Annotated in this window: 24 protein-coding genes; 15 read left to right on the top strand and 9 right to left on the bottom strand. The window is 61.5% G+C overall.

Features of this window, described 5'->3' with window-relative positions:
* Window positions 1–36 precede the first annotated feature (36 nt).
* Genes lipA through HGP31_RS20050 form a run of 3 tightly spaced genes read left to right on the top strand, consistent with a single transcriptional unit; the run spans window position 37 to window position 2,512 of the window.
* Entirely contained in the window at window positions 37–993 is a 957-nt protein-coding gene (lipA, locus tag HGP31_RS20040) for a lipoyl synthase (RefSeq protein WP_168758527.1), read from the top strand.
* A 38-nt stretch (window positions 994–1,031) separates the two neighbouring features.
* On the top strand, window positions 1,032–1,793 hold the full coding sequence (locus tag HGP31_RS20045) for a M15 family metallopeptidase (RefSeq protein ID WP_033043506.1): 762 nt from the start codon (window positions 1,032–1,034) through the stop codon (window positions 1,791–1,793).
* Window positions 1,790–2,512, top strand: a complete 723-nt coding sequence (locus tag HGP31_RS20050; protein ID WP_168758528.1) for a L,D-transpeptidase family protein — start codon at window positions 1,790–1,792, stop codon at window positions 2,510–2,512. Before HGP31_RS20045 ends, HGP31_RS20050 begins: the two co-directional genes overlap by 4 nt.
* Here HGP31_RS20050 and HGP31_RS20055 read toward each other — a convergent pair.
* The 3 genes from HGP31_RS20055 to HGP31_RS20065 all read right to left on the bottom strand — a co-directional run bounded on the left by HGP31_RS20055 (window position 2,415) and on the right by HGP31_RS20065 (window position 6,003).
* A complete protein-coding gene (locus tag HGP31_RS20055; protein WP_083349374.1) occupies window positions 2,415–3,518 on the bottom strand; it encodes a sterol desaturase family protein in 1,104 nt (367 codons plus the stop codon). The genes HGP31_RS20050 and HGP31_RS20055 overlap by 98 nt on opposite strands.
* 107 nt (window positions 3,519–3,625) lie before the next feature.
* Window positions 3,626–4,507 (bottom strand): nitrilase-related carbon-nitrogen hydrolase, encoded by an 882-nt coding sequence (locus HGP31_RS20060; RefSeq protein ID WP_168758529.1) that lies wholly within the window; start codon window positions 4,505–4,507, stop codon window positions 3,626–3,628.
* The gene (locus HGP31_RS20065) at window positions 4,504–6,003 is read right to left on the bottom strand and encodes a purine-cytosine permease family protein (protein ID WP_033043508.1); all 1,500 of its coding nucleotides are present in this window, start codon (window positions 6,001–6,003) and stop codon (window positions 4,504–4,506) included. Before HGP31_RS20065 ends, HGP31_RS20060 begins: the two co-directional genes overlap by 4 nt.
* A 199-nt stretch (window positions 6,004–6,202) precedes the next feature.
* Between HGP31_RS20065 and HGP31_RS20070 the strand changes: the two genes are divergently transcribed.
* Entirely contained in the window at window positions 6,203–7,108 is a 906-nt protein-coding gene (locus HGP31_RS20070) for a LysR family transcriptional regulator (protein WP_110754272.1), read from the top strand.
* Window positions 7,109–7,217: 109 nt separating this feature from the next.
* On the opposite strand, the gene HGP31_RS20075 is transcribed toward HGP31_RS20070, so the two are convergent.
* Both HGP31_RS20075 and ggt read right to left on the bottom strand, forming a co-directional pair.
* The gene (locus HGP31_RS20075; RefSeq protein WP_168758530.1) at window positions 7,218–7,751 is read right to left on the bottom strand and encodes a cysteine hydrolase family protein; all 534 of its coding nucleotides are present in this window, start codon (window positions 7,749–7,751) and stop codon (window positions 7,218–7,220) included.
* 64 nt (window positions 7,752–7,815) lie between these two features.
* Window positions 7,816–9,543 carry a gamma-glutamyltransferase gene (gene ggt / locus HGP31_RS20080; protein ID WP_020799583.1) on the bottom strand — a complete coding sequence of 576 codons (1,728 nt, stop codon included), beginning with the start codon at window positions 9,541–9,543 and terminating at the stop codon, window positions 7,816–7,818.
* A 135-nt stretch (window positions 9,544–9,678) separates the two neighbouring features.
* Here ggt and HGP31_RS20085 point away from each other — a divergent pair, with 135 nt between their 5' ends.
* Window positions 9,679–10,191 carry a methylated-DNA--[protein]-cysteine S-methyltransferase gene (locus HGP31_RS20085; RefSeq protein ID WP_020799584.1) on the top strand — a complete coding sequence of 171 codons (513 nt, stop codon included), beginning with the start codon at window positions 9,679–9,681 and terminating at the stop codon, window positions 10,189–10,191.
* 97 nt (window positions 10,192–10,288) lie between these two features.
* Here the strand turns inward: HGP31_RS20085 and HGP31_RS20090 are convergent, their stop codons facing one another.
* Window positions 10,289–10,735 (bottom strand): hemerythrin domain-containing protein, encoded by a 447-nt coding sequence (locus tag HGP31_RS20090; protein ID WP_033042600.1) that lies wholly within the window; start codon window positions 10,733–10,735, stop codon window positions 10,289–10,291.
* 145 nt (window positions 10,736–10,880) lie between these two features.
* Here HGP31_RS20090 and HGP31_RS20095 point away from each other — a divergent pair, with 145 nt between their 5' ends.
* Window positions 10,881–11,306, top strand: coding sequence for a GNAT family N-acetyltransferase (locus HGP31_RS20095; RefSeq protein ID WP_020799586.1), 426 nt, complete (start codon window positions 10,881–10,883; stop codon window positions 11,304–11,306).
* A gap of 135 nt (window positions 11,307–11,441) precedes the next feature.
* Here HGP31_RS20095 and HGP31_RS20100 read toward each other — a convergent pair whose 3' ends face one another.
* The gene (locus tag HGP31_RS20100; protein ID WP_020799587.1) at window positions 11,442–11,792 is read right to left on the bottom strand and encodes a hypothetical protein; all 351 of its coding nucleotides are present in this window, start codon (window positions 11,790–11,792) and stop codon (window positions 11,442–11,444) included.
* 148 nt (window positions 11,793–11,940) lie between these two features.
* Between HGP31_RS20100 and HGP31_RS20105 the strand changes: the two genes are divergently transcribed.
* From HGP31_RS20105 to HGP31_RS20145, 9 genes are all read left to right on the top strand, one after another.
* Window positions 11,941–12,189 carry a hypothetical protein gene (locus HGP31_RS20105; protein WP_168758531.1) on the top strand — a complete coding sequence of 83 codons (249 nt, stop codon included), beginning with the start codon at window positions 11,941–11,943 and terminating at the stop codon, window positions 12,187–12,189.
* 20 nt (window positions 12,190–12,209) lie between these two features.
* Window positions 12,210–12,539: a DUF6388 family protein gene (locus tag HGP31_RS20110; protein WP_020799589.1), complete on the top strand. Its 330-nt coding sequence runs from the start codon at window positions 12,210–12,212 to the stop codon at window positions 12,537–12,539.
* 24 nt (window positions 12,540–12,563) lie between these two features.
* On the top strand, window positions 12,564–13,268 hold the full coding sequence (locus HGP31_RS20115; RefSeq protein WP_020799590.1) for a YoaK family protein: 705 nt from the start codon (window positions 12,564–12,566) through the stop codon (window positions 13,266–13,268).
* A gap of 198 nt (window positions 13,269–13,466) precedes the next feature.
* On the top strand, window positions 13,467–13,859 hold the full coding sequence (tusD, locus tag HGP31_RS20120; protein WP_168759202.1) for a sulfurtransferase complex subunit TusD: 393 nt from the start codon (window positions 13,467–13,469) through the stop codon (window positions 13,857–13,859).
* A gap of 1 nt (window position 13,860) precedes the next feature.
* Window positions 13,861–14,223 (top strand): sulfurtransferase complex subunit TusC, encoded by a 363-nt coding sequence (gene tusC / locus HGP31_RS20125; protein ID WP_168758532.1) that lies wholly within the window; start codon window positions 13,861–13,863, stop codon window positions 14,221–14,223.
* A complete protein-coding gene (tusB, locus tag HGP31_RS20130) occupies window positions 14,223–14,516 on the top strand; it encodes a sulfurtransferase complex subunit TusB (RefSeq protein ID WP_020799593.1) in 294 nt (97 codons plus the stop codon). Before tusC ends, tusB begins: the two co-directional genes overlap by 1 nt.
* Window positions 14,513–14,848, top strand: coding sequence for a TusE/DsrC/DsvC family sulfur relay protein (locus HGP31_RS20135; protein ID WP_008062047.1), 336 nt, complete (start codon window positions 14,513–14,515; stop codon window positions 14,846–14,848). The genes tusB and HGP31_RS20135 overlap by 4 nt, the downstream gene beginning before the upstream one ends.
* On the top strand, window positions 14,845–15,846 hold the full coding sequence (locus HGP31_RS20140; protein WP_168758533.1) for a glycosyl transferase family protein: 1,002 nt from the start codon (window positions 14,845–14,847) through the stop codon (window positions 15,844–15,846). Before HGP31_RS20135 ends, HGP31_RS20140 begins: the two co-directional genes overlap by 4 nt.
* A gap of 90 nt (window positions 15,847–15,936) precedes the next feature.
* The gene (locus HGP31_RS20145) at window positions 15,937–16,935 is read left to right on the top strand and encodes a glutathione S-transferase family protein (RefSeq protein WP_168758534.1); all 999 of its coding nucleotides are present in this window, start codon (window positions 15,937–15,939) and stop codon (window positions 16,933–16,935) included.
* A gap of 131 nt (window positions 16,936–17,066) precedes the next feature.
* Here HGP31_RS20145 and cysG read toward each other — a convergent pair whose 3' ends face one another.
* Complete coding sequence (gene cysG / locus HGP31_RS20150; RefSeq protein ID WP_168758535.1) at window positions 17,067–18,461, bottom strand: siroheme synthase CysG; 1,395 nt, start codon at window positions 18,459–18,461, stop codon at window positions 17,067–17,069.
* Window positions 18,462–19,742, bottom strand: a complete 1,281-nt coding sequence (gene serS, locus HGP31_RS20155) for a serine--tRNA ligase (RefSeq protein ID WP_083349381.1) — start codon at window positions 19,740–19,742, stop codon at window positions 18,462–18,464.
* Between the last annotated feature and the right edge of the window lie 11 nt (window positions 19,743–19,753).

The following is a 19,753-nucleotide window of genomic DNA, read 5'->3' on the forward strand; positions in this document are numbered from 1 at the left end:
GTTCCGGTTCTTGTCTGACATACCTTGGGAGCATCTATGAACACAGTGCAAGTCGGCACAAAACTGCGCGGCGCGGAAAAAGTCGCGCGTATTCCAGTGAAAATCATCCCCACCGAGGACCTCCCGCGCAAACCCGACTGGATCCGGGTACGCATGCCGGCCTCCCCCGAGGTCGACCGGATCAAGCAATTGCTGCGCAAACACAAGCTGCACAGCGTCTGCGAAGAAGCCTCGTGCCCGAACCTGGGCGAGTGTTTTTCCGGGGGGACTGCGACATTCATGATCATGGGTGACATCTGCACCCGTCGCTGCCCGTTCTGCGATGTCGGCCACGGGCGCCCGAAGCCGCTGGATGTGGATGAACCGTCCAACCTCGCCGTGGCCATCGCCGAACTGCGCCTCAAATACGTGGTGATCACCTCGGTGGACCGCGACGACTTGCGCGATGGCGGCGCCCAACACTTCGTCGACTGCCTGCGCGAAATCCGCAAGCTATCGCCGGGCATTCAACTGGAAACCCTGGTGCCGGACTATCGCGGACGGATGGACGTCGCCTTGGCGATCACCGCCCTTGAGCCGCCCGATGTGTTCAACCACAACCTGGAAACCGTTCCGCGCCTGTACAAGGCCGCACGACCCGGCTCAGATTTCGAGTGGTCGCTGGATCTGCTGCAAAACTTCAAGCAGCGGGTGCCACAGGTCCCCACCAAATCCGGGCTGATGCTGGGCCTGGGAGAAACCGACGAAGAAGTGATCGACGTCATGCAGCGCCTGCGCGAGCACGATGTCGACATGCTCACCCTCGGCCAATACCTGCAACCTTCGCGCAGCCACTTGCCGGTCCAGCGTTTCGTGCACCCGGACGTATTTGCCTGGTTCGCCGAGGAAGGCGCGCGCATGGGCTTCAAGAACGTCGCGTCCGGGCCATTGGTGCGCTCGTCCTATCACGCCGATCAACAACTTCATGGAGGTGCCGCCGATTTCAAGCCATGATGAAGTGACTTGTCTTGCCATTACACAGGCCCGACCCGATGCCATTTGTCGTTCGAACATTGCTCCCGCTCCTCAGTCTCGCCTTGTCGGGTGTCGCCGCTGCCGAGCCCAGGCCCGAGCACATGGTGTATTTACGCACGATCGATCCGGGTATCGAACAGGACATTCGTTATGCCAGCGCCCACAACTTCACCGGGCACCCGCTCGAGGGTTATGAAGCGCCCGAGTGCTTGCTGTCGCAGGATGCCGCCAAAGCCCTCGCCCGGGTACAAACGGCACTGCGGGCGCAAGGCTATGGCCTGAAGGTGTTCGATTGCTATCGCCCCAGTCGCGCGGTCGCGGACATGGGGCGCTTCGCCACTGAGCCGGGCGATCCGCTTAAGGCCGAATTCTATCCACGGGTGGATAAGCAAGACTTCTGGCGCCTGGGCTATGTGGCGCGCGTATCGAATCACTCCAAAGGCAGCACCGTCGACCTGAGCATGACGGGACCGGACGCCCTGCCCGCCGACACCTGGACGCCATCTGCCACGCCAGTCGATTGCACGGCGCCTTATGGGCAGCGTTGGCACGACGGCGCAGTCGACATGGGCACCGGTTTTGATTGCTTCGACGAGCGCGCCCATACCGATTCGACGTCGATCACGGCGACGGCCATGGAAAATCGCCAGCGACTGACCCGCGCCATGGCGCAGGAGGGATTCACCGGTTACTCCGCCGAGTGGTGGCACTTCACCTATACCCGGGATGCGACATTGAACACCGTCATGAACTTCCCCATCACCCCGCTGGCACCATGAACAGCCTTGGCAGAATCTGCGCGTTGCTGATCCTGTTGCTGCCCTGTGCCGCAATGGCCCAAGGGCTCGACGGTAGTGGCCAGTTGATCGTGGTCACCAGCAAGCACTGGGACGACATCCAGGGCAGCGCCCAGCGTTATGAACGGCACGGGGACAGCTTCCAGAAAGTCGAAGCGCCGTTTGCCGTCGTGCTGGGAAAAAATGGCATGGGCTGGGGCAAGGGACTGCTCGACACCGGGCAACTTCAGGGGCCGGTGAAACAGGAAGGCGATGGAAAGGCACCCGCCGGGATGTTCAAACTCGGCAGCGCTTTTGGCTACGACGCTCCAAGTGAAACCCGCCTGCCCTACCTCGCACTGACCTCGACCATCGAATGCGTGGATGACAGCCGGTCCGCTCATTACAACGAATTGGTCGACGGCGCCACGATGGCCCAAGACTGGAACAGCTCTGAACGCATGCGTCGCCATGATGACTTGTACCGCCAGGGCATTTTCATCGAGCACAACACACCCGCATCCCCCGCCGCCGGTTCCTGCATTTTCTTCCACATCTGGCGTGGCCCCACACTACCGACGCGGGGCTGCACCGCGATGGACCCGATGGATATCGCACGCCTGCTCAGTTGGCTGGACCCACGCCAGTCCCCGCTGCTGGTGCAACTGCCCGAGACGCAGTACGAGCAGTTGCGCGAACGCTGGAACCTGCCTGCGCGCTGACCGCAAGCGAGCGCCTGGCCAGGCGGATCTTGCCCAGCGTTTCGACAAAGGGCGTGATGATCAGGCTGTAGACGGTCAGGTAACGGCCATGATCCGCTTCGCAGGTGCCGAAGCGGATGGGCTCCGGTTGCGTTTGGGTGACGTACAGCGTGCCGAACATCCAGTCCCAGAGTGACAGGTTGACCCCGAAGTTCTTGTTGAAGTGCCGCGGCGCATCGCTGTGGTGGACCTGGTGCTGGGCGGGGCTGTTCAGCACATGCTCGACCACAGGCCCGAAGGACAGCCAGACATGGCTATGGCGCAGATTGGCCGCCAAGGCATTGAGGATGAACACCATGTAGGTCACGCCGAACAGCGTGTAGCGGCTGATCTCCCCGCCACAGGCGTACCAGAAGAGTCCGGCAAAGGCGCTGATGAACACGAGGTCAGTCAACCGCTCGACCACTTTCTCGAGGAAATGCACCCGACTGGCCGTGGCCGGGACCAGCACTGTCGCCGAATGATGGACTTTGTGGAACGCCCACAGGTAGCGCGAATGGTAAGCGCGGTGGGCCCAATAATGGATGAAGTCCTGCAGCAGGAACACACCCAGGCCATAGAGCAAGGTCAGGACCAAGTGCTCCTCGACCTGCACCCGTGCACCCCACAGCTGAGTGAAAAAGCGGATGTAGTCACCGGAACGCAACACATAGGGGTCCACTAGCCCGACGATGGGCACCACCAGCACGACCTTGAGGATCGCGCGCACGAAGTAGTAGCGGTAATCGAGCAGCGCGGAGGGATGAAAATGCACACGGTTGCCGCCGATGAACTGCCAGAAGCTGTGCGCGTCCGTCAGCCCGCGAGCTCGGCGCCAGCGGAACAGGCCGTAGGCAACGGAGTAGGAGATGAAAAGAAAGGCGACGCAGAGACGGCCATTGAGGTCGAAGAGCCCGAGGAACTGGTTGCTGACAGGTATAAATACCCACCTGGACAGGTATTGCTCGATCAGTGCGAGAACATCCATGAAAGGCTGCCCCCTGCTGAAAGTAGAGCGTTGTGTGTGGGATGGAAAAACGCGGGTCGCAGGAACACGGCGGGCCGGCTCCTGCGGGACATTATTGCGGATGTATCTTATTCAGGTCTTGGGATTTCGGCAACCTCTGGGCCAAACGTCACTTCACTGCTCAAGCCATACAGCTGCGGCCGTCGGTCCCGGTGCAGGTCATTGCGCTCACTGATGCGCTTGTTGCGGGCCTCGGCCAGGTTCAGGTTGGCCAGCAGCATCTGTTCTCCACCCTGCTCCGCCGGACCGGCCACCGGATAACCGTCGGCGTCGACGATCACCGAACCTTGCACCCAACTCACCCCGCGCTCAACGCCATGACGGTCACAGGCGGCGATGAACATGCGGTTGACCGAGGCATTGGCCTGCACCCGCAAGACTTCCGCCGGGCGCTCGGATTGCGGTCGCGGGCCGTCGGGCCAGTTGACCGGCGCACAGAGCAGGTCGGCACCGGCCAGCGCCGGCAGGCGCACCCATTCGGGGAACTCCAGGTCGTAGCAGATCAGCATGCCGATGCGCCCGTGGACCGTTTCGATCACCGGCGGTGCGGCAGTGCCGGCTGTGAAAACTTCTTTCTCCGCATCCCACAGGTGCGCCTTGCGGTACACCGCGCGCAAACCCCGGGTATCGATCAGTGCCGCGCTGTTGGCCAGCTCATCCCCGGCCAGACGCTCGCAGAATCCACCGACGATGACCATGTTCAATTCACTGGCCAGCGCCTGCCACAGGCGCAACGTCGGCCCCTCGGCGGTTTCCGCGAGGGCCAGTGCTTCCGCGCGGTCGGCAAACAGGTAGCCGCTCTGCACCAGCTCCGGCAACACCACCACCTGGGCACCCTGCAGGGCCGCCGAACGGATCGCGCGTTCGGTAAGCGTGCGGTTGTACGCGAGGTCGCCGATTTTCGGCGCCAATTGGCAGCAGGCGACCCGGATATTCTTTGCCGTGTTCAACGCACCGACTCCGTGGATGAATGGGTCATGGCGATAATCTCGTTTTCACTGATCGCCTCGATGACCCGGCGCTCGGCGGCCAGGTCGAGGGAGCGGCTGAGCAGGTAATAGGTCAGGCCCGAAACCAGCAGGCCCACCAGCCAGGCGATGTCCACGCCTTCCAGCACCCGTGCCATAGGACCGACGAAGACTTCCTTGCTGGCGGCGGCATCGTAGATGTAGAAGAACGGCACCATGGCGGCAAAGCCGATCAGGTAGGCCACGATGCCGCGAAACTGCCACGCGCCGTAGATGCCCTTCGGCGTGAAAAAATGCGGGATCGCGTAGCCGCCCTTGCGCACGAAGAAATAGTCCACCAGGTTGACGGCGGTCCAAGGCACGAGGAAGTACAACAGCAACACGAGGAAGGTGTTCAGCAGCGCGATGCCGTCACCCTTGATCGACAGCACGCAGGTCAGCAGGATGATGCTGATGGCACTGATCGACAGCACCCGGGCGCGGGGTGTGGGGGTGATCTTGCTGATCGAATCGACACCGGTCAGCAGCGTCAGCATGGCGCTGTAGGTGTTCAGCGCAATGATCGGCAGGAAGCCCGCCACCGACACCACCACCAACAGATTGCCCAGCCCGGGAATCATCGAGGAACCTACCTGGTTCAATGCCACCAGCGCATCCACCGCTTTCAGTTCCTGGGCGAGCCAGGCACCGAGGCCGATCATCCAGCTGCCCGACAGCGACGCGCCGATGAATATCGCCGCGATCAGTTTCGGCCGGCTGGTGTTTTTCGGCAGGTAGCGCGAATAGTCGGAAACATAGGGTGCATAGGAAATGTTGTAGCTGGCACCAATGGCGAACAGGGTCGCGAAGGCGATCCAGCTGAAGCCGAGGTCGCTGGCCGGCGTGACGCCCTCGGAACCCGCGCCGAACATCAGGGCGATGGTCACCAGGGCATACAACGGCAGCGTCGCCAGCAGCGCCCACTTGAAGGCTTTGTGCATCAGGTCGTGGCCGAAGATCGACAGCAGTGCGCCGATCAGTACCACGGTCACGGCGACGATGGTCGGGTCGATGCCGAACACATGCTCCAGCCCGTTCATGATCAGCGAGACGTTCACCACGTTGAAACCGACGAACACAAACATTGTCGCCATCAGCGCCAGGATGACCCCGCGATAGCCGAACTGGGCACGGGACTGGATCATCTGCGGCAGGCCCATTTCCGGCCCTTGCGAGCCGTGGAAAGCCATGAAGATCGTACCGAACATGATGCCCAGCGCACCGGCCAGCAGGGTCCACAGCGCCGACAAGCCCAGGCTGGGGCCGACGAAACCGATGGAGATGGTGAAGAAGTGGAAGTTGCCGAGAAACCAGAACGGCCCCTGGCTGCTGAGTTTGGCGTGACGTTCGTTTTCCGGGATGTAATCGATCGAGTGGCCTTCGATGGCCAACCCGCCGCTCGCCTCGGTGGCGTGCGCAGAAAGTGGGGACCCTGACATACGATAGTTCCTATGCAGTAGATTGTTTTTATTTTGAGCGCAGTGGTCGATTCGACGTCCAGATCTGGCAAAACTCCAGAAAAAGCTGACGAAGACCCTGGTTTCCCTGCAATGTATGGCGTTGGCCGCAGCGATAAAATATCCAAGGCGCACTGTTCACATAGATCGGCGTCAATGTAATCGAGTATCGGGAGCCCCCATGCTGGGAACTGTAACGGAGCTGGATCTGCGCCTGATCCGGGTATTTCTCACGGTGGTCGAGGCTGGCGGGATCTCGGCGGCGCAAACTGCCCTCAATACCACGCAACCGACCATCAGCGCACAACTGGCGACGCTGGAGGCACGGGTGGGTTTTCGCCTGTGCGAACGCGGTCGCGGCGGATTTTCCGTAACGCCCAAGGGTGGTCAGTTCGTCGAGGCAGCGCGACGCTTGCTGGCTGCCGCCGAGGGCTTCAGGGTTGAAGTGCAGCACATCAACCGCAAAGTCTCGGGCAACATCAACGTCGGCCTGCTGGGGCAGATCGATCCGGTGGCAAACAAGAAAATCGGCTTGGCCATTGCCCGCCTGCGGGCTCGGCACGAGGGGCTGTACTTTCACTTCACCGAACTGTCTTCATCGCTGCTGGAAGAGAAAATCATCAACGGCCATATTGATCTGGCGATCGGTTATTTTTGGCATCGCTTGCCCAATATCGACTACTTCCCGTTGTTCCAGGAAACCCAGATCGCCTACTGCGCGCCGTCACACCCGCTGTTCGAGCAGGTGGGTGCGCTGACGCGCGAGGATGTCAGCCAGCATGACTGGGTCTGGCCCAGCCATCCCTTGCCGGAAATGCCGGCGCCGACCTCGATCGAACGCTTGACCGTGCTCACCGACAGCATGGACGGAGCGGCCCTGCTGATCCTGTCCGGCCAACACCTGGGCTTCCTGCCGCAGCATTATGCGGCCCGGCATGAACAGCTCGGGCAGCTGCATCCACTCAATCCGCAATTACTGCGCTACGAGGTCGGCTTCCACGCGGCGGTGCGGCATTCGGCGCGGCAGCGGGAGCTGGTCAGTGCGTTCCTCAATGAGCTGATCGATATCTTCAACGCACCCTTGTAGGAGCGAGCCTGCTCGCGATGGACTTCAGAGCGCCTCGGGGTGTCAGGTTTCCAGCGTTATCGTTAACGTCCATCGCGAGCAGGCTCGCTCCTACAGGGGGGTGGTGTTATCAGAAGCGGATTTCAGCGGCAGGGACCACGTCGATCCGCGCCACCGAACTGCTCAGGTCGGCCCAATCCTTGTTGTGTTCGGCAATGATGTCTTCGGCCGTGGTTTTGCCATTGTCGACAGTGGAATGCGCGTCGGCGGCCAGCACCACGTCGTAACCCAGTTGATGCGCCTGGCGCAGGGTTGCATTCACGCAGTAATCGGTTTGCAGGCCGCAGATGACCAGGCGATCGTAGTCTTGCACCGGCACCAGTTTCTGCAGGTTGGTCTGATAGAACGAATCACCGGTGGTTTTACGTACGCGATGATCCTCGGGCGCAGTGTGCAGCCCTTGCGACAATTGCCAGCCGGGAGCGCCATGCTTCATCAGGTCGCCCTCTTCTTCGTGCTGGATCAGCACCACTGCCACGCCGGCTTTTCTCGCCCGGGCACTCAGGCCATTGATCGTTTCAATGACGCGCTGGATCTCGAAGCACTCGTACTCGCCGGAGCACAGGGCCTGCTGGACGTCGATGATTAACAGTGCGGTGGTCATGGTACCTTCCTTGATGAGTTGAAAAATCAGGGGACGCGTGCGCCCCCCCATTCAAACACAACCATCAGTAACCCAGCGACAACCCGGTATTACGCCGTGGATCGTTGGCCCCGTAGAAACGGTTCTTGCCCACCGGCTTGCCCTCCAGCGACGGAGCCCCTACCAGGATTGCTGCCAGGTGGTTGGCGTCCTGGGGACCGGCAAACTTGTGGCCCCAGCTTTCGAGGATCTTCACCGTGTCGGGACTGGTGGTGAAGGTCTCCAGGTTGGTTTCCTCCGGCAGCCATTGCTGGTGGAAACGCGGCGCATCGACCGCTTCCTGGATGTTCATGCCGTAGTCGATCACGTTGAGCATGGTCAGCAGGGTCGCGGTGATGATGCGGCTGCCACCGGGGGTGCCGACCACCATTACCACTTTGCCGTCCTTGGTGACGATGGTTGGGCTCATGGACGACAACGGCGCCTTGCCGGGCGCGATGGCATTGGCCTCGCCCTGCACCAGGCCGTACATGTTCGGTACGCCGACTTTCGAGGTGAAATCATCCATTTCGTCGTTGAGGATGACCCCGGTCTTGCTGGCCATGACCCCGGCACCGAACCAGTCGTTGAGGGTGTAGGTCACCGATACCGCGTTGCCCCATTTGTCGACGATGGAGTAATGGGTGGTGTTGCTGCCCTCATGGGGCGCCACGCCGGGCTTGAGATCCTTGGAGATGCCGGCCTTTTGCGGCTGGATGGCTTCGCGCAGCTTGGTCGCGTAGTTTTTGTCGAGTAAATGCGCGATCGGGTTTTTCACGAAGTCCGGGTCGCCCAGGTAGCTGTTGCGGTCCACATAGGCGTGGCGCATCGCTTCGATCTGGTAGTGCATGCCCTGGGCCGAGTGGTAGCCCAGGTCCTTCATCGGATAGCCTTCGAGGATGTTCATGATCTGGCAGATCACCACCCCGCCGGAGCTCGGTGGCGGTGCCGAGACCACATGGTAGCCGCGATAGTCACACTCGATGGGTGCCAGCTCGCGAGTCTTGTACTTGTCGAGGTCGGCCTGGGTGATGATGCCCTTGTTGGCTTGGCTGGAGGTGACGATGGCGTCGGCCACCCAGCCCTTGTAGAAACCGTCGGCGCCTTTCTCGGAGATTTCCCGCAGGGTTTTGCCGAGGTCTTTCTGCACCAGTTTCTGGCCGACCTGCATCGGCTCGCCATTGCTCAGGAAGATCGCGCCGGAATCCTTGATGTCCTTCTTGAACACGTCGGTGGCGTACTCCAGCAACTCGACATCGCCCTGCTCCAGCACGAAGCCGTCTTCCGCCAGCTTGATCGCCGGGGCGATCACTTCCTTGCGCGGCTTGGTGCCGTATTTGGACAGCGCCAGCTCCATGCCGGACACGGTGCCCGGCACCCCGACGGCCAAGTGTCCGCGGGTGCTCAGGTCGGGGACGACGTTGCCCGCCTTGTCCAGGTACATGTCGGCGGTAGCGGCCAGCGGGGCTTTTTCACGGAAGTCGAGGAAGGTCTTACGACCGTCGGCGAGTTGAATGGTCATGAAACCGCCACCCCCCAGGTTACCGGCCGCGGGATACACCACCGCCAGCGCGTAACCCACTGCGACAGCGGCGTCGACCGCATTGCCGCCGTTCTTCAGCACATCCACGCCCACATGGCTGGCCAAATGCTGGGCGGTGACCACCATGCCGTTTTCAGCCGCGACCGGGGCCACAGAGGCCGCATGGGCCATCAGGCAGCTGAGCGCCAACGAGGTCGCAATCAGCGATTTGGCAAAAGGTTCGTACTTCATGAGTCGGTCTCTTTTTGTTTTAAAGTAGGAAAACGCTTCAAGAGCAGTAGGCAGTATGGTCGGGATTGCATATTGCGCCTCCCCGGCGAGGCAGTATGCTTAACACCTGTTCAGCAATTCGGCGATGCGTGCGGCATGACCTACACCTACATCACCTTGGCATCACCCGTCGGTGAGTTGAAGCTGGTAGCGAACGATTGCCGTCTGGCGGCCATCCTCTGGGAAAATGACAAACCAGGCCGGGTGCGCCTCGGCCCGATGGATGAAGCGCCGGACAACCCGGTCCTGATGCGCACTGCGCAACAGTTGCGCGAATACTTCGCGGGCACACGCCAGGCGTTCGAGCTCGACCTTGATTTTGCCGGGACGGAATTTCAGAAGAAGGTCTGGAGGGCCTTGTTGACCATTCCCTTTGGCCAGACCCGCAGCTACAGCCAGATCGCCGAGCAGATCGGCCACCCGAGCGCGGTGCGGGCAGTGGGTGCGGCGAATGGCAGGAATCCGATTTCGATCATCGCGCCCTGTCATCGGGTGATTGGCGCGTCGGGGAAATTGACCGGGTTTGCCGGGGGGCTGGAGGCGAAGCAGACGTTGCTCACGCTGGAAGGCGGCCAATCCCCCGAAACCGCGCGCCTCCCGGGCTTTTGATCTTGTAGGAGCTGCCGCAGGCTGCGATCTTTTGATCTTGTTGTTTAAAAAGCAAAGTCAAAAGATCGCAGCCTGCGGCAGCTCCTACAGGACTACATCACGCCGGTGTAGAAAGCTGCGCCTTGTATTCCTTTTGATACTGCGTCGCCAGCGACTCTTTCTGCTTGTCGTCAAGCAACTTGCCCGCCATCTGGAAGAACTTCTGCTCCTCTTCTTCAAGGTGGTGATGGACCTTCTCGGACAATTTCTTCGCCGTCGCCAGCCAGGCCGGGCTGGACATCTCGGTGCTGTCCAGTTCTTCCATCATCTCATCCATCTCGTGGTGCTCGGAGATCGCGTGGCGACTGAGGTCTACGCCATTGTCGAATTCCATCAGCGGGATGTAGAAATGCCGTTCTTCAGCGGTTTCGTGAGCCTGCAGTTCTGACTTGAGCTGCTTGTATGCGTCGACGCGCTCAGGGGTATCGCCGCTGGTGCGGATCAGGGCTTTGGCGTAGGTACGCTGGCGCTCGTGGCTTTCGCGCAAGGCTTCGAAAATATTCACGGAATGTCCTCATCAGTCGCACTCGGGAATGGCGCGTCACAACAAGTGACCTCTGCGCACTGGCGACGGTTCCACTGGCTGAGGGTCATGGAACTATGGCGGCAACCACGATAGGCTGCCGATTCACTGCCATAAGGACATTGCCATGAACCTGCGGATAGAGTTCTCGCCCACCCCCACGGAAGAAGAGCGCCAGGCCATCCTGATGCCGCTGCGCGCCTACAATGCCTCGAAGGCCGACGGCGCCGTACCCGAGCATATCGCCCTGCTGGTACGTGACGAAAACGATGTGATCCTTGGTGGCCTTTACGCCAGGTTGTTCTACCAGTGGATGTTCATCGACCTGCTATCGGTGCCGGAGCAGGCCCGGGGACAGGGCATGGGCACGAAGCTGATGCAGATGGCCGAAGACCTGGCGCGGGAGAAAAAATGCGTGGGAATGTGGCTCGATACCTTTGAATTCCAGGCACCGGAGTTCTACAGGAAATGCGGCTACAGCGAGATTGGGCATATCGCCGACTACCCGCCGGGGTACAAGCACTTCTTCTTCCAGAAGCGCCTGGACTACTGATCATCTACACCCCCCTGTAGGAGCGAGCATGCTCGCGATGGACTTCCGGGCGCCGCTGGGTATCTGGCTCCCCGCGTTATCGTTAACGACCATCGCGAGCATGCTCGCTCCTACAGAGGGGGGGGCAGCGTCAGGTCAGAGGCAGGTGGCCAGTGCCGCCAAGCGGCGCTTGGCGACGAAGTCGTCTTGCTGAGCGTAGTAACTCAATACGGTGCCCGAGGCATCGGTGGTCACGTCGACGAACGACTCGGCCGAGCGGGTATAGACGGTGGTGCTCCCCTTCGCTCCCGGCTCCAGGTACGCCGCAGCATCAACGCCGAACACCGCTTCGTCCTGCCAGGAATACTGCACGCACTGGGCGACGTCCTTGGCCGGCTTGTCGGAGTTCAAGGTCTTGTACGGGGCCTTGGTACGAGCATCGTTCATCGCCGAGCCCGCGCATCCCGCCAGCAAGGTAGCGGCCAGCGCCACCATCAGAATTCGCATTGCATTCACTCATGAGGAAAAAGCGGACTGTATCACCGCGGCAGGGCGTATCGTTCTGCTTTACTTCATTAAAACCGCGACATCGCGTGACGATTCGCGCACCCTGTCGAGCCAATAGCGCTGTATTACACCTTTCACTGGACGCCCCATGACCCCCAACGCCGAGTTTTACAAACCGACCACTGAATATGCCGACAAGCTGATCAGCCAGATCGGTCAGACACCGTCCTGGATCGCCAAGCGAATCGGCGTCACCGACAAGCGCATTCGTTACATCCTTGAGGGCGAAAGAACCGTCAAGGGTGAAACCACGCCGATCCAGATGACCTATACCGAGCAGTTTGCACTCGAATGTCTGGCGGCAGTGGCCAAGGCCAGCAAGAAGCAGTCTTCGTAATTCGTACTCAAGGAGCGACCATGGCGGCACCCGAGCAACAACACGAACTGGCGCTGGAAAAGTTTCTCGACCAACGTCCCGAACTGCGCATCGAGCTCGACCACCTCAACCCGCTGCTGGCCCAGGCCAAGGGCGAGACCCTCGCGCAGTTTCGCGATGATCGTTTACACGAGGCCTTTGAAGCCGAAGCCGAGCGCCTGGGTTTGTTTGCCTGGGAGCTGACACTGCAATTGACCGCCGCCACTCCTGAGGACTATCAGGCCAAGCGTCTGGAAGTGCACCGGGAAGTTGCGCAAATGGCCGGCATGGACTGGCTGGAGTATTGCGACCTGTACGGGATACAACCGTAACCTTTGCTGAGGATCACTGCATCGATGCTGCCCACCGCCTCGAAGACCCACGCCAGCCCCGGACACCTGCACACGCAGAAATGGCGTGGGCGCATCGGCCTGAGCCTGGTGGCCATGCTTTCGGTGCTGGCCGGCATGACTGACGCGATCGGTTTCATGGCCAGTGGCGATTTCGTCTCGTTCATGAGCGGCAATACCACCCGGATGGCCGTCGCCATCAGTGCCGGCGACCTTGGGTTGACCCTGCGCCTGGTGATCCTCATCGCCACCTTCATCTTTGGCAATGCGCTGGGCATTATCGTCAGCCGCCTGAGCAGGCGCCGGTCACTGCCCTTGCTGTTGTGCATTGCCGCCCTGCTGTGCGCCGCCGCGGCCTGGCCCTATGACTCGCAATTGCCTGCCCTGCTGGCAGCCATCATCGCCATGGGCATGCTCAATGCCGCCGTGGAAGAGGTCAACGGCCTGCCGGTCGGCCTGACCTATGTGACCGGAGCCCTGTCGCGCTTTGGCCGCGGACTGGGGCGCTGGATGCTCGGCGAGCGCCGCAACGGTTGGCGCGTGCAACTGATCCCCTGGACCGGCATGTTCGCCGGCGCGGTACTCGGTGCCGTGCTGGAACATCATTTCGGGCTCAAGGCGCTGTTTGCCAGCGGCCTGCTGGCGGCTGCGCTGGGAGTGCTGTCACTGAAGATCCCGCGGCGTTGGCAGTTGGGCTACATGCCGCGCTGATTTTTTTGCTGCCTGTGCGGGCCTCTTCGCGAGCAGGCTCGCTCCCACAGGTTTTGCGGTGCAGCTGTGAACTTTGCCATCACACAAATCCCTGTGGGAGCGAGCCTGCTCGCGAAGGGGCCCGCACCGGTAACATCGATTTAGCCCCTGCGCCGATAAAGCTTTATCATGGCCGCAGTTTCGCTGATCGAGTCCGCCATGAAGTTCGCCATCGCCGTATTTTCCGCCGCCCATGCGCCCTCTTCGCGCCGCGCCTTGCTGTTCGCACAGGCGCTGCTTGCCGGCGGGCATGAGATTGTCCGGCTGTTTTTCTACCAGGATGGCGTGTACAACGCCTCCAGCAGCGTGGTCACACCCCAGGACGAGCTGGATGTGCCCCGGCAATGGCGCGCCTTCGTCAGCGAAAACCAACTCGATGGCGTGGTGTGCATCGCCGCCGCCTTGCGCCGTGGCGTGTTGAACGAGGAGGAAGCCAGGCGCTATCAGCGCGAGGCTGTCGCCGTCGGCGCGCCGTGGGAATTGTCCGGGCTGGGGCAGTTGCATGACGCGGTGCAGGATGCCGACCGCCTGATCTGCTTCGGAGGTGCGTGAAATGGCCAAGTCCTTGCTGATCATCAGCCGCCAGTCGCCCTGGTCCGGTCCAGGCGCACGCGAGGCGCTGGACATCGTGCTGGCGGGAGGCGCCTTCGATCTGCCGATCGGCCTGCTGTTTCTCGACGACGGCGTGTTCCAGCTCGCCCCTCATCAGCACGCCAAGGCCCTGCAACAGAAAGACCTGAGCGCCAACCTGCAGGCGCTGCCGATGTTCGGCGTCGAAGAACTGTTTGTCTGTGCCGACAGCGCTGCCGAACGTGGCCTGGACCCAGGTGCCCTGGTACTGGAGGAAGCCCGCGTGTTGGCCGCCCACGAAATCACCGCACTCATTGACCATTACGACCAGGTGATCACCCTCTGATGTCGACTTTGCATGTGTTGTCTCATTCCCCGTTCGGCGACGACCGCCTGAACAGCTGCCTGCGCATAATCGGCGCCAACGACGCATTGCTGCTGTGCGGTGACGCCGCCTATGCCCTGCAGCCGGGCAGCGCCCCTTTCACGGCGCTGAGTGCGCGCGGCCTGGCCCTCTACGTGCTGGCCGAAGATGCCCAGGCCCGGGCTATCGAAGTTCCGGGTTGGGCTACGGCTGTCGATTATCCGGCCTTCGTCGAACTGTCGATCCACCACGCCAAGGTCAACAGCTGGTTATGAATGTATTGACGGTCGGCGCGCGCGCCATCGAGCTGGACAAGGACGGTTTTCTGCTGGAGCTCAGTGACTGGTCGGCAGACGTCGCCAGTGCCCTGGCCGCCGCCGAAGACATCGAGTTGAGCCCGGAGCACTGGGAAATCCTCGAACTGTTGCGCAGCTTCTACGCCGAATTCCAGCTGTCGCCGGCGACCCGGCCGCTGATCAAGTACACCGCATTGAAACTCGGCCCGGACAAAGGCAACAGCCTGCACCTGAACCGACTGTTCAAAGGCACCCCTGCCAAACTCGCCGCGAAACTGGCGGGCCTGCCCAAACCGACGAATTGCTTATGACCGACTACCCAGCGTTGACCCTCGAAACGCCTGCCGAGCACCCGTTCGCCCAATTCGTGCGCATCCTCGGCAAAGGCAAGCGTGGTGCCCGTGACCTGACGCGTGAAGAAGCCCGCGCCGCCATGGGCATGGTGCTTGACGACCAGGTCGAGGACACCCAGCTCGGCGCGTTCCTGATGCTGTTGCGCCACAAGGAAGAAAGCGCGCAGGAAATGGCCGGTTTTACCGAGGCCCTGCGCGAGCGCTTGCAAGCGCCGGCACTGGCGGTCGACCTCGACTGGCCGACCTATGCCGGCAAGAAGCGTCACCTGCCGTGGTACCTGCTGGCCGCCAAGTGCCTGGCGCAGAACGGTGTGCGGGTGTTCATGCACGGTGGCGGCGCGCACACCGCCGGTCGACTCTACAGCGAACAACTGCTCGATGAACTGAACATCCCGTTGTGCCGCGACTGGCAGCAGGTCGGCACAGCGCTGGACAACGGCGGCCTGGCCTTCATGCCGTTGGTGGATTGGGCGCCGCAACTGCAGCGCATGATCGACCTGCGCAACACCCTCGGCCTGCGCTCGCCGATCCACTCCCTGGCGCGCATTCTCAATCCGTTGGGCGCCCGTTGCGGCCTGCAAAGCATCTTCCACCCCGGCTATCAGGCGGTGCATCGCGATGCCAGCGGCTTGCTCGGCGACACTGCGATCGTGGTCAAGGGCGATGGCGGCGAGATCGAGATCAACCCCGACGCCGACAGCCACTTGTACGGCACCACCGGTGGCGAGAGCTGGGATGAGGAGTGGCCGCAACTGTCGAGCCAGCGCCACGTCAAACCCGCCAGCCTGGAACCGGCGCACCTCAAGGCGGTATGGCGCGGCGATGTGGTGGACAGCTACCCGCAAATGGCCCTGATCTCGACCATGGCCCTGGCGCTGCGCGGCCTCGGCCATAGCCGCGAGCAAGCGTTCGAGACTGCCCAGCAGTACTGGGATGCGCGTGACAAATCGATTTAATCGATCATAACCTATTAAGCTTTGCGCTTTTTTATCGAACCTATGAGCTTAGACTCCTCTCCAACGCTTATCGATAGAGGAGACTTGGACATGGGTTTGTTAGTTGAAGGTCGCTGGCAGGACAAGTGGTACGAAAGCAAGGACGGCACGTTCCAGCGCGAACAGGCGCAGCGTCGCAACTGGGTCACCGCTGACGGCCAACCGGGCCCCAGTGGTGTCGGTGGTTTCGCCGCTACGCCAGGGCGCTATCACCTCTACGTGTCGCTCGCCTGTCCCTGGGCCCATCGCACGCTGATCCTACGCAAACTCAAGGGCCTGGAAAGCCTCATCGACGTGTCGGTGGTCAGCTACCTGATGCTGGAGAACGGTTGGACGTTCGACAAGTCCCACGGCTCCACCGGCGACAAACTCGATCACTTTGACTTCATGCACCAGCGCTACACCGCCGACACCGCAGACTACACCGGCCGCGTCACGGTGCCGGTGCTTTGGGACAAACAACAGAAACGCATCGTCAACAATGAATCGGCGGAAATCATCCGCATGTTCAATGGCGCCTTCGATGAACTGACCGGCAATGACCTGGATTTCTATCCGGCACCGCTGCGCGGCGAGATCGACGCGCTGAACGAGCGGATCTATCCGGCCGTGAACAACGGCGTATACCGCGCCGGGTTTGCTACCTCGCAAACCGCCTATGAGGAGGCCTTCGATGAACTGTTCGCAGAACTGGATCGCCTGGAGCAGCTGTTAAGTGCCAATCGCTACCTGACCGGCGAGTACCTGACTGAAGCGGACATCCGCCTGTTCACTACGCTGATTCGATTCGACGCGGTCTATTACGGTCACTTCAAGTGCAACCTGCGACGCATTGCCGACTATCCGAACCTGTCGAATTGGCTGTGGGAGATTTACCAGTGGCCAGGGATTGCCGAGACGGTGGATTTCGAACACATCAAAAACCACTACTACGGCAGTCACAAGACCATCAACCCGACGGGGATCGTGCCGAAAGGGCCGCAGCAGGATTTCACCACGGCCCATGATCGGGAGCGGCTGAGCGGGAAAGGGGTTTGGCGCAGGGCCTGAAGGCTGATCGTTCCCATGCTCCGCGTGGGAATGCATCCCGTGACGCTCCGCGTCACAGCGTTAGAAGCGGAACGCAGAGCGTCCCTGGCGGCGTTCCCACGCAGAGCGTGGGAACGATCGGTTGCAGAGATTCAGACTTGTGATTGAGCCCCTTCAAACCACGCCAGTTTCTCGCGCAGTTGCACCACTTCTCCCACGATCACCAGCGTCGGCGCATGCACTTCATGCTCCGCCACCAGCCGTGGCAGGTCCGCCAGGGTGCCGGTAAACACCCGCTGATTGACCGTAGTGCCCTGCTGGATCAGTGCCGCCGGGGTATCCGCCCCGCGACCGTGCTTGATCAACTGCTCACAGATGCTCGGCAAGCCCACCAGTCCCATGTAGAACACCAGTGTTTGCGCTGGCGCGACCAGGTCGGCCCACGGCAGATCGGTGGAGCCGTCCTTCAGGTGACCGGTAATGAACCGCACCGACTGGGCGTAATCGCGGTGTGTCAGCGGAATCCCGGCATAAGCAGCACAACCGCTGGCCGCCGTGATGCCCGGTACGACCTGGAACGGGATGCCATGGGCCGCCAATTCTTCGATCTCTTCACCGCCACGCCCGAAGATGAACGGATCGCCGCCCTTCAACCGCACCACACGCTTGCCTTGCTTCGCCAGGTCGACCAGTTGCTGGTTGATCTGGTCCTGCGGCACGGCGTGATCGGCGCGGCGCTTGCCGACATACACGCGCTCGGCATCACGACGGCACAACTCGATAATCGCTGGTGCCACCAAGCGGTCGTACAACACCACGTCGGCTTGCTGCATCAGGCGCAAGGCGCGGAACGTCAGCAGGTCCGGATCACCGGGACCGGCGCCCACCAGATACACCTCACCGGTGGCCACCGGCGCCTCTCCAGCAATCTTCGCCTGCAGCAATCGCTCGGCTTCCCCGCCCTGCCCGGCCAGTTGCCGGTCGGCAATCGGGCCCTGGAACACGTCTTCCCAGAACGCACGACGTTGCTGCACGTCCGGGAACAGCTTTTTCACCTGGTGACGGAAACGTGCCGCCAGGCCAGCCAGTTGACCATAGGTCGAAGGAATCCAGGTTTCGATCTTGGCGCGGATCAATCGCGCCAGCACCGGCGCGTCGCCACCACTGGACACGGCAATGATCAGCGGCGAACGGTCGACAATGGCCGGGAAGATCACGCTGCACAAGGCCGGCGCGTCCACCACATTGACCGGCACGCAACGCCGATGGGCATCGGCAGACACCTGTGCATTGAGCGTTTCGTCGTCGGTGGCTGCAATGATCAGCGCGCAACCGTCCAGGTCCGACTCGAGGTAACCGCGCGTCAGGCACTCGCCGGCGCTGGCGCTGACCAGCTCGCGCAGCTGGGTTTCGATTTCAGGTGCGACCACCCGCAGCAGCGCACCGGCATCGGCCAGCAGGCGGGATTTGCGCAAGGCAATTTCCCCCCCGCCGACGACCAACACACGACTGCCGCGAAGGTTATGGAACAGCGGCAGATAGTTCATTTAGCCGATGACCTCAAGGCCACCCATGTAAGGCTTGAGCACCTCAGGCACACGGATCGAACCGTCGGCCTGCTGGTAGTTTTCCAGCACCGCCACCAGGGTACGACCGACCGCCAGGCCGGAACCGTTCAGGGTGTGTACCAGTTCCGGCTTGCCGGTTTCCGGGTTACGGAAACGCGCTTGCATACGACGGGCCTGGAAATCGCCGCAGTTGGAGCACGACGAGATTTCACGATATTTGTCCTGGCTCGGAATCCACACTTCCAGGTCGTAGGTCTTGACCGCGCTGAAGCCCATGTCGCCGGTGCACAGCGCGATGGTGCGGTAAGGCAACTCCAGCAGTTGCAGGACTTTCTCGGCGTTGGCGGTCAGGCCCTCAAGCGCTTCCATCGAAGTCGACGGCTCGACGATCTGGACCATCTCGACCTTGTCGAACTGATGCTGGCGGATCATGCCGCGGGTATCGCGACCCGACGCACCGGCTTCACTGCGGAAGCACGGCGTGTGGGCAACGAACTTGATCGGCAGCAGTTTCGAATCGACGATTTCGCCGGCGACAATGTTGGTCAGCGACACTTCGGCGGTCGGGATCAGGTACAGGTCGGCTTCGCCTTCGCGCGCGATCTTGAACAGATCTTCTTCGAACTTCGGCAGTTGACCAGTGCCCTGCAGCGCCGGAGCCTGGACCAGATAAGGCGTGTAGGCCTCTTCGTAGCCGTGCTCGGTAACGTGCAGGTTGATCATGAACTGCGCCAGGGCGCGGTGCAGGCGCGCGATCGGGCCGCGCAGCAGGGCGAAACGAGCGCCGGACAGCTTGGCAGCGGTCTCGAAGTCGAGCCAGCCAAATTTTTCGCCCAGGGCGACGTGGTCCTGTACCGGGAAATCGAACGCGGTCGGCGTGCCCCAGCGGCGCACTTCGACGTTGCCGTCTTCGTCGTCGCCAATCGGCACCGATTCGTGTGGCAAGTTGGGAATGCCGAGCACGATCGAGTCCAGCTCGGTCTGGATCGAGTCCAGCTCGGTTTTACCGGCACTCAACTCGCCCGCCATGCGCTCGACGTCTGCCATCAACGGGGCGATGTCTTCGCCGCGCTGCTTGGCTTGACCGATGGATTTGGAGCGCGCGTTACGTTCAGCCTGCAGTGCTTCGGTGCGGGTCTGGACGGTCTTGCGCTGTTCTTCCAGCGCTTCGATGCGCGCGACATCCAGGGTAAAGCCACGGGATGCCAGGCGGTCCGCTACGTCCTGAAGGTTGCTACGTAACAGTTTGGAATCGAGCATGTCGGTCTCTC

Origin of the sequence: Pseudomonas umsongensis (assembly GCF_012647205.1) — a bacterium.
Lineage (GTDB): Bacteria > Pseudomonadota > Gammaproteobacteria > Pseudomonadales > Pseudomonadaceae > Aquipseudomonas > Aquipseudomonas umsongensis.